Annotated in this window: 17 protein-coding genes; 13 read left to right on the forward strand and 4 right to left on the reverse strand. The window is 45.0% G+C overall.

The window, feature by feature from the left end:
• Positions 1–16 precede the first annotated feature (16 nt).
• From H9L42_RS07740 to H9L42_RS07755, 4 genes are read right to left on the reverse strand one after another with little or no spacing between them, the layout of a single operon-like run.
• Positions 17–1,708 (reverse strand): FAD-dependent oxidoreductase, encoded by a 1,692-nt coding sequence (locus H9L42_RS07740; protein ID WP_187302823.1) that lies wholly within the window; start codon positions 1,706–1,708, stop codon positions 17–19.
• Positions 1,705–2,040: a rhodanese-like domain-containing protein gene (locus tag H9L42_RS07745; RefSeq protein WP_187302824.1), complete on the reverse strand. Its 336-nt coding sequence runs from the start codon at positions 2,038–2,040 to the stop codon at positions 1,705–1,707. The genes H9L42_RS07740 and H9L42_RS07745 overlap by 4 nt, the downstream gene beginning before the upstream one ends.
• On the reverse strand, positions 2,037–2,669 hold the full coding sequence (locus tag H9L42_RS07750) for a 4Fe-4S binding protein (RefSeq protein WP_187302825.1): 633 nt from the start codon (positions 2,667–2,669) through the stop codon (positions 2,037–2,039). Before H9L42_RS07750 ends, H9L42_RS07745 begins: the two co-directional genes overlap by 4 nt.
• Positions 2,666–2,869: an ATP-binding protein gene (locus tag H9L42_RS07755; RefSeq protein ID WP_187302826.1), complete on the reverse strand. Its 204-nt coding sequence runs from the start codon at positions 2,867–2,869 to the stop codon at positions 2,666–2,668. The genes H9L42_RS07750 and H9L42_RS07755 overlap by 4 nt, the downstream gene beginning before the upstream one ends.
• Positions 2,870–3,327: 458 nt before the next feature.
• Between H9L42_RS07755 and cas6 the strand changes: the two genes are divergently transcribed.
• The 13 genes from cas6 to cas2 all read left to right on the forward strand — a co-directional run bounded on the left by cas6 (position 3,328) and on the right by cas2 (position 12,779).
• The gene (gene cas6 / locus H9L42_RS07760) at positions 3,328–4,047 is read left to right on the forward strand and encodes a CRISPR-associated endoribonuclease Cas6 (RefSeq protein ID WP_187302827.1); all 720 of its coding nucleotides are present in this window, start codon (positions 3,328–3,330) and stop codon (positions 4,045–4,047) included.
• A gap of 12 nt (positions 4,048–4,059) precedes the next feature.
• Positions 4,060–5,466, forward strand: coding sequence for a type I CRISPR-associated protein Cas8a1/Csx8 (gene cas8a1 / locus H9L42_RS07765; RefSeq protein ID WP_187302828.1), 1,407 nt, complete (start codon positions 4,060–4,062; stop codon positions 5,464–5,466).
• Positions 5,463–6,347 carry a type I-B CRISPR-associated protein Cas7/Cst2/DevR gene (cas7i, locus tag H9L42_RS07770; protein WP_187302829.1) on the forward strand — a complete coding sequence of 295 codons (885 nt, stop codon included), beginning with the start codon at positions 5,463–5,465 and terminating at the stop codon, positions 6,345–6,347. Before cas8a1 ends, cas7i begins: the two co-directional genes overlap by 4 nt.
• A gap of 12 nt (positions 6,348–6,359) precedes the next feature.
• Complete coding sequence (gene cas5, locus H9L42_RS07775; RefSeq protein ID WP_187302830.1) at positions 6,360–7,460, forward strand: CRISPR-associated protein Cas5; 1,101 nt, start codon at positions 6,360–6,362, stop codon at positions 7,458–7,460.
• Positions 7,461–7,473: 13 nt separating this feature from the next.
• Positions 7,474–7,647: a hypothetical protein gene (locus H9L42_RS07780; RefSeq protein ID WP_187302831.1), complete on the forward strand. Its 174-nt coding sequence runs from the start codon at positions 7,474–7,476 to the stop codon at positions 7,645–7,647.
• Complete coding sequence (locus H9L42_RS17445) at positions 7,628–7,738, forward strand: DUF7723 family protein (protein WP_465270654.1); 111 nt, start codon at positions 7,628–7,630, stop codon at positions 7,736–7,738. The genes H9L42_RS07780 and H9L42_RS17445 overlap by 20 nt, the downstream gene beginning before the upstream one ends.
• On the forward strand, positions 7,717–9,945 hold the full coding sequence (cas3, locus tag H9L42_RS07785) for a CRISPR-associated helicase Cas3' (protein ID WP_187302832.1): 2,229 nt from the start codon (positions 7,717–7,719) through the stop codon (positions 9,943–9,945). The genes H9L42_RS17445 and cas3 overlap by 22 nt, the downstream gene beginning before the upstream one ends.
• A gap of 15 nt (positions 9,946–9,960) precedes the next feature.
• Positions 9,961–10,176, forward strand: coding sequence for an AAA family ATPase (locus tag H9L42_RS07790; protein WP_187302833.1), 216 nt, complete (start codon positions 9,961–9,963; stop codon positions 10,174–10,176).
• A 554-nt stretch (positions 10,177–10,730) separates the two neighbouring features.
• Complete coding sequence (locus H9L42_RS07795) at positions 10,731–11,009, forward strand: DUF7724 family protein (protein WP_187302834.1); 279 nt, start codon at positions 10,731–10,733, stop codon at positions 11,007–11,009.
• Positions 10,996–11,217 carry a DUF7723 family protein gene (locus H9L42_RS07800; RefSeq protein WP_187302835.1) on the forward strand — a complete coding sequence of 74 codons (222 nt, stop codon included), beginning with the start codon at positions 10,996–10,998 and terminating at the stop codon, positions 11,215–11,217. Before H9L42_RS07795 ends, H9L42_RS07800 begins: the two co-directional genes overlap by 14 nt.
• Position 11,218: 1 nt before the next feature.
• Entirely contained in the window at positions 11,219–11,488 is a 270-nt protein-coding gene (locus tag H9L42_RS07805; RefSeq protein ID WP_187302836.1) for a hypothetical protein, read from the forward strand.
• Positions 11,448–12,404, forward strand: coding sequence for a type I-B CRISPR-associated endonuclease Cas1b (cas1b, locus tag H9L42_RS07810; RefSeq protein WP_207734950.1), 957 nt, complete (start codon positions 11,448–11,450; stop codon positions 12,402–12,404). The genes H9L42_RS07805 and cas1b overlap by 41 nt, the downstream gene beginning before the upstream one ends.
• Before the next feature lie 96 nt (positions 12,405–12,500).
• Positions 12,501–12,779: a CRISPR-associated endonuclease Cas2 gene (gene cas2, locus H9L42_RS07815; protein WP_187302837.1), complete on the forward strand. Its 279-nt coding sequence runs from the start codon at positions 12,501–12,503 to the stop codon at positions 12,777–12,779.
• The last annotated feature ends 159 nt before the right edge of the window (positions 12,780–12,938 follow it).

Raw genomic sequence — 12,938 nt, forward strand, 5'->3', positions numbered from 1 at the left:
TCTTTTTGAAATTTATTTATTTTATTTTCATCCCGCAGGGCCCCGTCCCTTCCGGATCCGGACTGGCGCCGCGGACCAGATTGTCATAAAAGGCGTATCCGCCGGCGATGTTGTAACAGTCAAACCCTTTCTGGGACAAAATCCGGCAGGCCAGATAGCTGCGCAGACCGCTCTGGCAGTGAAGGTACACAGGACGACCGGCAGGGATTTCTCCCATCCGTTCCCGAAGTTCATCGACCGGAATGTGGAGGGTACAATCCAGGTGGCCCATGGCGTATTCCTCAGGGGTTCTGACATCCAGGACCACAGCGTTTTCCGGAAGTGTTTCGAGAGCCTGCCAGTGAACCTGTTTTACCCGTCCCTCCAGAAGGTTTTCCATCACATATCCTGCCATGTTGACCGGATCTTTCGCCGAAGAATAGGGAGGGGCATAGGCAAGATCCAGTTCCGTCAGATCCCAGGCGGTCATGCCGGAGCGGATGGCGACGGCGAGCACGTCGATTCGTTTGTCAACGCCGCCAAATCCGATGATCTGCGCGCCCAGAATTTTTCCCGTTCCTTTTTCAAAGAGGACTTTGATCGTCATGCTGGCAGCTTCCGGATAGTAAGCCGCGTGGGAGGCGGAACCGATGATGACCGAGTCGAAATCCATTCCGGCTGCCCGGATGCTCTTTTCATTCAGGCCGGTGGAAGCGATGGTCATGTCAAAGAGCTTCAATACGGAAGACCCCTGGGAGCCTTTGAAGTGGCGCGGAACGCCGCAGATATGATCCGCCGCGACGCGTCCCTGCTTGTTTGCCGGACCTGCCAGGGAAATGACCGCGTGCTCCCCGCTGACAAAATGAATGACTTCCACAGCGTCGCCAACCGCGTAAATATCCGGATCATCGGTCTGCATGTGGGAATTGGTGCGGATAGCGCCTTTCATACCCAGAGCAAGCCCGGCCTCTTTGGCCAGATGGTTCTCAGGAACCACTCCAACAGCGAGAATGACAAGCTCCGCAGATACCGGATCGCTTTCTGCCAGCCGCACGTTCAGACTGCCTTCTGACGCGGAAATTCCGGTAACAGAAGCCCGGAGGCGGAGATCGATTCCCTTTGCCCGCATATAATTATGGACAATGGAAGCCATATCCGCATCAAGGGGCGGCATGACCTGACCGGAACGTTGCAGCAGAGTGACATCCAGTCCCCTGGATTTCAGATTTTCCGCCATTTCAAGGCCGATGAACCCGCCGCCGATGACTGCCGCTGATTTCGGCTGCTTTTGCGCGATGTAATCATAGATCCGGAAAGTATCCTCTACCGTTCTCAGGTGAAAGACTCCGGGAGCATCGGTCCCGGAAATATCCGGAATCAGGGGCCTCGCTCCCGGTGAAAGAATGAGCTTGTCGTAGCTCTCTGTATACTCGGTGCCGTCCGCCAGATTATGCACCAGCACTCTTTTTTCTTTTCGATCAATGCGGACCGCTTCCTGCCTAGTGTGGACATCGATGCGGAAGCGCCGGAAAAAGCTTTCCGGTGTCTGCAGGGTCAGGGCTTCCCGATCGGTAATTTCCCCGCCTATGTAGTAAGGCAGCCCGCAGTTGGCGTAGGAAACATAGCCGCTGCGTTCTAAAATGATAATTTCCGCGTTTTCATCCAATCTGCGCAGTCTGGCCGCCGCAGTCGCGCCGCCTGCTACGCCTCCGATAATTACAACTTTCATGATTCTTTTCCTCCTCGCTCGATTTCTCCGTGCCAGCCGGAGATGCCGCCCATATCTGAAACCTGTGTAAATCCCATGCTCCGAAGCAGCGCGGCGGCCATGCTGCTTCTCGCTCCGCTCTGACAGTAAAGGTAGAGAGGCGCGTCTTTATCTTTTAAAACCGTGTCTGCCTGCTCCAGATCCTGGAGAGGGATGTTCCTGCTCCCCGGAATGTGGCCTGACCGGTATTCTTCCGGTGTCCGTACATCTAAAAGAATACTTCCGGTTTTTTCGCGGGCTTCTTTCACGGATTCGTCTATCTTATTCCGACTGAAAAAGTGTAAAAAATTCATATCACATCCTCCTTATCTGTGGTGTTTTGTATAAGTTCTTTTTCTTTCCGGGCTTTCCGGTTTTCCAGTTGGCAGATTGCCTGCGTCATGCTCCCCATGGGGCAGAAGGCGCACCAGCTTCGCGGACGGAAAAGCAGCATAAACAAAATTCCCAAAATGAGGGATGTCAGCATGAGCCCGTAAAAACCAAAGCTGAACTGAGCGATCCACGGAATCGTCGCGCCGGCGGTATAGGCCCAGCCCCATGGCACCTGGAAACTCCAGAAAAGCTGGATGGTTTCTCGAAGGCTTTCCGCGCCTCCGGCTACCAGCCAGGTCTGATAAACCAGATTCATGAACATGGCCATGAAAAAGATCAGAAATCCATAGCGGAACCATTTACTGTAAAACAGGCGGGGCGTAGGACGATTCAGAGAAATTTTAAGCTTTCCTCCCAGCAGGGAAAAGAGCTGACCTCTGCCGCACAAGTGGTTGCAGTACCATTTGTTCCTGCCAAAGACAGCGATGGCCAGAGGAAGCAGAAAGTCGATCATCCCCAGCCACGCGAACAGGATATTGAAAAATCCCAGGGAAAAATAGAGAATCGACCAGATCCAGAGATAGTCATACCAGTGTTTCTTCGGTTTCATGCGCTCACCTCCCGCGCTGTCAGTGTAATCGCGTTTGCCGGGCATACCTTCGCGCACAGACCGCAGCCCACACAAGCCTCGGGAACGCTTTCCGCGTAACAGCCCCTCCAGACGGAAATCGCTTCTTTGGGGCAGATGTTCTGACATGCTCCGCAGGAAACGCAGAGCTTCTGATTTACCGTTGCGTATTGTTTCGCCATAATATCCAAGCCGATGCTGAGGACAGCATCTTGTTTCTCCTTTTCTTTATTCTTGTAATTATCATAACAGAAGGGACGCGAGAGTTCTGTAACAAAGTCACAGAAGGGGAAAGTTTTATATCAAAAGAATGGAAAAATGCTAAATATTAAAAGACAGGGAGTCGCGGCTTCCTGTCTTTTTCCATTTTGGTGAGATTCATGAAGAATTAATTCTCCAACACTTTACATTTCAAATATGATTACGATTCAAAGAGTATCTGAAAAGATATTCTTACATTATATTATTTTTTCTTGAAAGTCAATGTTTGAAATCCAGGTATGTCATGTCAGGTTGCTGTGTTATTGATTGAAAGTGCTTATATTTAATTCTACAACATGGAGATGTATTGACAAATTGAGTACGGAGTGTATAATGAAGTTAACCATCATTTTGAGGAGCAAACAAGGAGGTGAACCTTTTGAAGTTAGCGATAGAATTTTCATTAAAGGAGCCGGAGTTCCCTCTGGATTTCAGGCGGACGATGCTCTCTTTTCTGAAAAAATGTCTGACAGACGCGAATCAAGGGAAATTCATGGACAAGTATTATGGATCCGGGCAGGAGAAAGATTTTACCTTTTCCGTGTTTTTTGTCCGTCCGGGTTTTCAGAAAGACCGCATTCTATTAAAACAGGCCAGCGGGAAAATGCTTTTTTCCTGCGCGGAGAAATTTACCGGATTTTTATTCTTCTCCGCATTTTTGGAACAACAGAAAAAGCCATTTCCCCTGGAACACGGGAACTATCTGACTGTCCAGTCTGTGAGGAAGGTGATGGAACCGGAAACCAGAGAAAGCCGGGTTATGATTAAAATGCTCAGCCCTCTCTGCGTGAGGGAACATACCAGAGAAGGAAACCGGGATCAGTATTATACATATGAAGACGCGGGGTTTGAGGAAAAGGCGGAGTATGTAATCCGGCACAAACTGATACGAGCAGGGTTTTCCGAAGAACTCAGCGGCACGGTTCACATTGCGCCGGTCAATTGCAAAAGGACGGTAGTGGAATTTTACAATCGGAAGATTCCTTGCAGCCTGGGGTACTTCCTGTTGGAGGGGGACCGGGCTGTATTGAATCATCTCCTGAAAGCAGGAATCTGCAGCAGATGCAGCGCCGGGTTCGGCATGCCCGAACTGAAGTAGAGGAGGGAAAACGTGAAAAAAAAACTGGAAAATCAGGTCTACGATACGGCGCTTTTCCCTACGGAATGGCGGTTTTCAGCAGCGATTGTGGGCCTTATACGGTATTTTGAATATCATCATATTTCATATCAAAAGGACTGTAAGTGGGAAGGCTGGGAAGGGATCGCGTATAACGAAAAGGATTTGACCGAAGCGCGTTTTTTAGAGTTCGCGGAAAGCTGGTATGGGGCATCCTTTCCCCATAAAAAGGCGGAACAGCTTTTGAAACAGGGATGTTCGCGGGGAAATACGTGGACGGAGGAGCAGATCAAGGAAATTAATGATTCGTTAAAGGGGAATACGATTCTGAAAAAAATAGTCAAAGTAAAATTTGACGGAAGCAATCAGGAAGAAATTCTCCCGGTTTTGGAAGAAAACCGGGAGACGATTATGAAAGAGACCTTCCGCAACAAACCCAATATGTACGCCGGGTTCGCAAACTCCAATCTTCTGTTCACAGAAGAAAATCCTAACTGCCGGCTGCTGGGTTATAATGTGGATAAGGGAAGGAAGACAAGGAGCCTGTCTTATGGATTTCATAAAGACGCTTTTCAGGCAACGGATATTCGGGAGTTTGACTGGATTCCCTTTGCCTTCTGTGATACCTATGAAAGCTTTTTTGTAAACAATAATCTGGATATCCATACTCTGTGTCATACAGCGGACAACTTAAAGGAGATTATGGAGCAGTCTAGGGAACATCGGGAAAGCGATCGGACGGTTCTTTTAAAATCCATGGCAAAAATAGAAGGTCTTGTGGAATTTGATGTGGAAGTGATCAGTAAAAGACGGGATCGGGAGTATTTTGAATCGCTGTATATCCGAAAAGAAGCATTGAAGGCAATGAAAAAACTCCCGGATTTGGCTCTTCTGGATTTTCGTTATAAATTAGGGGAAGGATACTGGCTGAATGTGCAGGAAGAAGTGCTGGACTGCTGCATCAACCAGATGTCGCTGGACAGCCTGATTGAACAGCTTCTCAAACTAAAAGAGAGGGAACAGATCGGATACCTGCAGGTAGTAATCGGACAGCTGATCTACCTGAGTGTAGAATGGAGTGAACAAATGGATAAAGAATTGAAAAAGAGAACTATGCGTAGTGCAGAAAACTATGCCAGGGAAACAGTAAGAGTGCTGTTAGACAGGAAAAAAAAGAATAAGATTCAATCGTACAGACAGAAGTTAATCAGCGCCATTACCTTCCACGATTATGATCGGGTCAACGAAATCTTGCTGCAGCTTTCCAGTTATGCAGAAATCAAGTATCCGTTTATTTATCACCTGCTTGAGGACGGGGAAGAAAATAAAGAAGTGGCGTTGGCTTTTGCTCACGCTTTGGAAGCATATGAAAAAGAATCAAAGGAGGAAAAAGAAGCATGAAAAGAGCAGTAACCCTTACCGTCGTAGCAAATATGACCAGCAATTATTCCGAAGGATTGGGGAATATTTCTTCTGTACAGAAAATCTTTAAAGAACAGCATGTATATGCGGTACGGAGCCGTGAAAGTCTGAAAAATGCCATCTGTGTTCAGGCAGGGCTGTATGATGATCTGGAAACTTCCGTAGACGGAGCCGCTCAGAAGCTGGTTTCCGCGGAAAAGAACGCCGCTACCTGCAGGGCTCTGGAAGGAGGGTACATGTCGACAAAAGAATTGACCTATATCCGTAACAGTTCGTTTTATCTGACGGATGCCATTGCCTGTGATGCCTTTGTAAATGAGACTCGTTTTCATAACAATCTGTATCTGGCTTCTAATCAGGCAAAGGCAAACGGGTTCAGCTTGCAGGTGAAGGGCAACGCGGAGAAGGCGGGACTGATGCCGTATCAGTATGAGTACGACAAGTCTATGAAGGTTTACAGCCTTACCATTGATCTGGAAATGGTGGGGAAAGATGAAAACTTTCAGGCGGAAGCGGAGCCGGAAGAAAAGGCGGACAGAGTCCTGAGAATTCTGGAGGCAGTACGCAGTCTTTCTCTGGTTGTCAAGGGGAACTTGGATAATGCGGAGCCTCTGTTTATCGCAGGCGGTCTGTCGGAGCGCAAGACTCACTATTTTGAAAATGTTGTGCGGGTGAAAAGAGGAGCGTTGGCCATCACACAGGACTTAAAAGACAAGCTCTCTGAAGACTTTTCCTGCGCGCTGCTGCGGGGAGATAATTTCAGCAATGAGGATGAGATTGTGAAAGAACTGGATCCCCTTTCCATGAAGCAGTTCTTTGAACAGCTGGAAGAACGAGTGAAATCCTGGTATGGCCTGTAATGAGGTGTGGCAATGAAAGCGATCAGATTAAAACTGAGGCAGGCCAGCGCCAATTACCGGAGGGAAGAAACAGTAGACAATAAAATGACTTACCCGCTTCCCCCTTTCTCTACCGTAATCGGCGCCCTGCACAAGGCTTGCGGCTATCAGGAATATCATCCTATGGATATTAGCATCCAGGGAAAGTATGGATCTCTGAAAAAGAAGGTTTACACGGATCACTGTTTCCTCAATCGTACGGAAAATGACCGGGGAATTTTAGTGAAAATGGTAAATCCGGATATGCTGTCATCTGCTTATGTGGAAGTGGCCCAGGCAAAAAAAGCGCAGGGAAATGACTTTTATAAGGGAATCACGATTGATGTAAAAAACGAAGAACTTTTACAGGAATACAGGATTCTTCGAAAGCGAATGAATGAGACCCTTCCGGTTTTTAAAAAGAAACGAATTGAAGGAAGTTTTAAGCCAAAACTAAAAAAACTAAAAGCTTCTATGAAAGACCGAAAACAGCGTTTCCAGGAGGATAAGGAACGCCTGGAATCCATTAAAAAGCGAGAAAAGGAGATTTCCGCGCTGGAAAAGCGGGTAAAACAGAGACTGCAGGAGTACGAAAAAGAATACTGTACAATTCCCTACTCTTATTTCCGAACCCTTACAAAAGGCCCTAAGTACTATGAAATCCTGACGGATGTGGAATTAGTAATTCATGTGCGGGCAGATGATGAGGTCATGCAGGACATTCTGGATCATATCTATAATCTGAAGGCCATCGGTAGAAGTGAAGATATGGTGGAGGTTTTGGAAGCGGTTATGGTGGAACTGGGAGAACCGAAAGGTACAATACAAAGCAGGTATTCCGCCTATTTAGATGCAGAGGCAGTGGCAAGAAATGATTTTCGCTTTTCTCGTACGGAGGGGGTGACGGCAATCGGTACTCGGTATTATCTGAATAAAAATTACAAAATTGAAAATGGGAAACGAGTATTTGAGAAAAAGGCGGTAGTATACGCTTCAAAATACCTACTTAAAATTCGAAATGAAAAAACGGATAGCATTTATGTGGACTATGCAGATGGACAAAAAGGGGAATACTATATTGTGAATTTTATATAGGGAGGAAACAGGTATGGAAACTACAGCGATTTTAAGCAATCATGGTGCATGTACTTCCTTTTCTTGCGGTAAATATATTATTCGTTTTCGAAACCTGAAAAATCTATATTTTGGCTCAGAAGAATTTTTAAAGCCAATTAAGAATGTGAGGATACAAAATGAACGATATGTTGAAAATTGCAGATGAAGCAGATCTGATTGTGAATGGTTATGCTTTCACTATGAGAAGGATCAAACTTTCAAGTAAGGAGAACACATGCTTCCAGAAACATTGCTAGTAGGTTGCAAGGCAAAAGAAAGCCAGTCTATTCGTGAACATACGGATAAAGTGAAGGCCGAGGCCTACCGCTTAATAAAGTTGGGATGTATTACATCACAAAGAGTTGGGCGCTTGCTGATTATTGCCTGTGAATACCATGATTATGGAAAAGTAAACCGAGAATTTGTAGAGAGAATCGAAAAAAAATATCTATTTCGAAAGGATAAGGAGGTTGCCCATAATATTCTGTCCTATTTCTTTATTGATGAAATGGAGTTTGACAGTGAAGAAGATTATATGATCGTTGCCGCCGCGGTACTCTATCATCACTCTTATGGGGATAGTGTGGGACAAGTGATGAAAAATCAGGGGGAGTTGATTGATAAATTACTGGAACCTTTCAGCGAGTATGTAAAGATCGATTATAAATCAAATTACTGTCATGAAGTACTGGAAAAACGCAACCCGGACGCAATCCTGGTCAAGGGCCTTCTCCACCGATGCGACTACAGCGCCAGCGCCGGGATCCCCTGCGAATTTCCCCATGATTTTCTGGAAGAGGACATGGAACACCTGCTGCAAAGATGGCGTGAAAAAAATCCGCGCGCCGAATGGAATGATCTGCAGGTTTTCTGCAGGCAGCACAGAGATGAGAATATACTAATAACAGCTCCAACGGGAATGGGAAAGACGGAAGCCGCCCTGCTCTGGCTGGGCAATCACAAGGGATTTTTCGTCCTTCCCCTTCGTACGGCGATCAATGCTATGTATAAGCGAATTGAAACGGAGATCATCCGCGGGAAGAAGGAAGAATCCTTGGCTCTGCTCCACTCGGATACCATGAGCATCTACATAAAAGACGGAACAGGGAAGAGTCAGAACGATCCGGGTGAAGAAGGGAAGCTGCTGGATTATTACACGAGGAGCCGGCAGATGGCGCTGCCCTTAACAATCTGTACGCTGGATCAGCTGTTTAATTTCGTTTATAAGTATCCGGGATATGAGTACAAGCTGGCGACACTTTCTTACTCAAAGATTATCATCGATGAAATCCAGATGTACGATCCGGAGCTGCTGGCTTACTTGATCTATGGGATTGCCTGGATTCATGAAATGGGAGGGAAAGTGGCGGTACTTACGGCTACCATGCCGCCCTTTGCCAGACAAAAATTACAGGAGGCTTTGGGCGGAGACTTCGTGGAAGCGGACTTTTCGGAACAAGGGGCAGACCGGCATCATGTAAAAGTCTTCGAGCGATGCCTTAACGCGGAAGAAGTCCGGGAATTTGCCGGGCGGATTATAGACGGAGAGTTCCCTGGAAATCGCATCTTGGTGGTCTGTAACTCGATTGAAATCGCCCAGCGGATTTACGAGGAGCTAGGTGATATCCCCTTTGATTTCCCCGGCGCGGAAGTTTCTCTCCTTCACAGCGGTTTCACCCGTATGGATCGGGCGGAAAAGGAAGGGAAGATTTTGTCTGACGGAAAAGCGGCACAGGCAGACGGCCCTCTCAAAATATGGGTCGCCACCTCTGTGGTAGAAGCCAGCCTGGACATTGACTTTGACTACCTCTTTACAGAATTAAACGATTTGTTCTCTCTGTTTCAGCGATTTGGACGATGCAATCGGAAGGGGCAAAAGCCAATAGATAATTATAACTGCTTTGTTTATCTGGAAAAGCAGGGGAAGGCTATGAAGTATGTGGATGAAACAATCTACCGATGTTCAAGAGACGCGATTCTCCATGTGGACGGGATTTTAACCGAACAGGCGAAAAACGCCATGATTGAAGAGGCTCTTTCCGCAGAAAAGCTGGAAAACAGCAAATATAGAGACAAATATGTCGCAATTTACGAGTATATCGAGGATCTGTATGTTAACGAAAAGACGGAAAAGGAATCCAAACTCCGGAATATTCCATCCGTTACAGTTATTCCGGAATCGGTGTATGAAGAAAACCGGGAGCAGATTGAGAATTTGGAGCGGATTCTGGATGATGGAGCCGCGTCTCTGGCAGAGCGGATAAAAGCGAGGGAGGGGATTTATCAGTATACCGTCTCGATGCCTAAATATCGTTACGAAGACTGTGAGAAGGCTGAAAAAAGTTTGAAACTGGGAAAACGGGAGGAAATTCCGATTATTCGATGCTCCTATAATTCAGAGAAAGGGCTGATGACAGAACCTGTAAAAGGAAAAGAAGAACCGGTGAATTCAGTGTTCATATGAGAACGGCTGCTTGAAATGGAAACAGTTATAAAGCAGATTTCAGAAACGTTTCCGGTTGCAGTCATTACAGGGCCAAGACAAGTTGGAAAGACAATGCTTCTTACAAAGCTGGCGGAAGTGGATAGGAAAGTGGTATCTTTAGATAATCCAACGATACGGCTGTTTGCGAAAAGCGAACCGGAATTGTTCCTTCAGCGTTATGCTCCGCCGGTTCCCAGACTTTTCATATGATGAAGCATGTGACAGAGTCCCTGGTGGGGCGAGCTGGGATTATACGTATGCAGGGTCTTAGTAACGATGAGATACGGAATAAACACTATCCACCCTTTCAGGTTGATCTTTCATCTCTGATGAAACGGATGAATGAGCTGGAGCCTATGACATTAACTCAAATTTTTTCCGGAATTTTCAAAGGGTCCATGCCAAGGCTCTATGAAAATGAAAATGTTGATCGGGATTTACCCAGACGTTCTCCATTTATATGTTCTAATTTTGTTTGTCGACCTATGATAATGTAAAAATGCAGCGAGGTCGACAAGGATTGAAAACTCCAATAAATATGCGTTTTCTATGATTTGGGAATGGAACGGGGAAAGGGTTTTTATTAACTATATGATCATGGTAGGTTGAGATTTAAATCGAAAGAATAACGATACCATTGCTACCGTTAACGTTAGAAAATACCAGTTGATTGGAAAGGGGGGAGTGCATGAGGTATCCTTTTATGACATTAGATGATGGAGAAGAGGACTGCTTCATTGTGGATTTTATATGGGAGGAAAAATATGGAGACTACAGCGGTATTAAGTAACAATGGTGCATTTACTACCTTTTCTTATGGTAAATATATGATTCGTTTTCGTACATCGTTACACTTGGAAAGGTATACAAGAATTCTGGAATGGGATGAAGGCTATTTAGTTGTAATGGCGAAATATGATAATTGTGATAAAGAAGAAGAGGAGTATATTGATTTAAAGCCAATACTGGAAAACTTATATTTTGATGCAGAAAAATTTTTAAAGCCGATTAAGGATGTGAGGATACAAAATGAACGATATTAAGAAAATTGCGGATGAGGCAGATCTGATTGTAAATGGATATGCTTTTACGAAAAAACAAGATGCTATCTATGCATTGAATTTAAATAACCCTGAAAAAGCAACGGTATTTACAATAGATGGAATTGTGATGGAAACAAGTATGGATGATATTGAGATCAATATTGTCCTGGATTATTTTAAAAGAAACAGAAAATTTATGGAGGGCTGATATGCCGAAATATTACGAATTTAAGGTATGTGGCTACTATTTGTATTTTACGGCTCATTGCATTGTTGAGTGTATGTATGCTCATGCTAGTGACAGAAAGTTAACAGAAGGCGGTTCTGCAAAATTGTTTGTAAAAAGCAATGGAGATACAGTCGTTCAAAATAGAGGGATTCTAAGTGAGAGGGAATTGAAAAAGATACAAGAGTTACTATATCTACTCCAGCGGGCGGCTGGCAAGGAAAGATCATACTCTCCAGTTTGTAAACTATGATGGGGAAAAGAGGGATCTTCCGGTGGAGCAGATTGAGGATCTGTACATTATGTCTGAAATGGATCTAAATACAAAGCTGCTTAATTTTGCCGCGCAGAACGGAATTGTGATCCATTTTTTTAATTATTACCAGTTTTATACGGGAAGCTTTTATCCGCGGGAACAGCTTTTAGCGGGTAATCTTCTGGTGAAACAGGCCGAGGCTTATTCGGATTTTGAAAAGAGGCTGGACTTGGCAAAACGGATCATTAAAGCTGCTTCGGGAAATATTTACCGTAATTTGCGTTACTATAATGGACGGGGAAAAGACTTGGAACTTCCCATGAAACAGATTGAGCACTATCGGAAAAAGATTGACTCGCAGCGTGGAATCCAGGACTTAATGGGAATCGAAGGGAATATCCGTAAAATTTATTATCAGAGCTGGAATGTAATTCTCGATTCGGATTTTGAGTTTGAAAAGAGGGTGAAGCATCCGCCGGACAATCAAATAAACAGCCTGATTTCCTTTGTGAATTCTCTGATCTATACGAAGGTTTTGACGGAAATCTATCATACACAGCTGAACCCGACAATCAGCTATCTGCATGAGCCGGGAACAAGACGGTTTTCTCTCTGCCTGGATTTGGCGGAGGTTTTCAAACCTCTGATTGGAGATCGCTTGATTTTTTCTCTTTTAAACCGCAGGCAGATTACAAAAGACAGTTTTCTGCGTGACTTGGAAGGTCTGAAGCTGAAAAAAGAAGCTTCTCAGATGATTCTGGCGGAACTGGACAGCAGATTGAAGAAAACCATCACACATAAAGAACTGGGAAAATCGGTGTCCTATCAGTATCTGATTCGGCTGGAAGCATATAAGCTAATCAAACATTTACTGGGAGAAAAGGCGTATGAAGGTTTTGAAATCTGGTGGTAGAATTATGGCGATATCAGGAAGAAGAGAGTCTGCGGGCACAAAGAACCTGTGATGTGGAAGGAGAAGCCTTTCAATCGCGGAAAACGGAGAGAGGACATGTATGTAATTTTGGTCTATGATATTGTTGTAGATGATGAGGGAAAGAAAATTCTTCCGAAAGTTTTTAAATGCTGCAAAAAATATCTGTCACATATTCAGAATTCGGTATTTGAGGGTGATATGACACCTTCGCAGATGATGGCCCTGCGCATGGAATTACAGAAATGGATCCGTAAGGATAAAGATTCTCTGATCGTTTTTTCCAGCAGAGATCAGAAATGGCTGCAAAAAGAATTTTGGGGAAAAGAAGAGGATCGGACGTCGCGTTTTTTATGATAAGGAAATTCAGAGACGAAAGGGTTCTAAAGCGGATATGAATCAGGAGCGATGCGTCGTTATTTCAGAATGTTATAGGGTGAAAAGCAAAGGCGGAGTTATCGTAGTCGTATCTGAGTATCTGTATCTGAGAACAATGGAAATCTGTTAGAATTGCTT

It is taken from the genome of Zhenpiania hominis (genome assembly GCF_014333425.1).
Lineage (GTDB): Bacteria > Bacillota > Clostridia > Peptostreptococcales > Anaerovoracaceae > Hominibacterium > Hominibacterium hominis.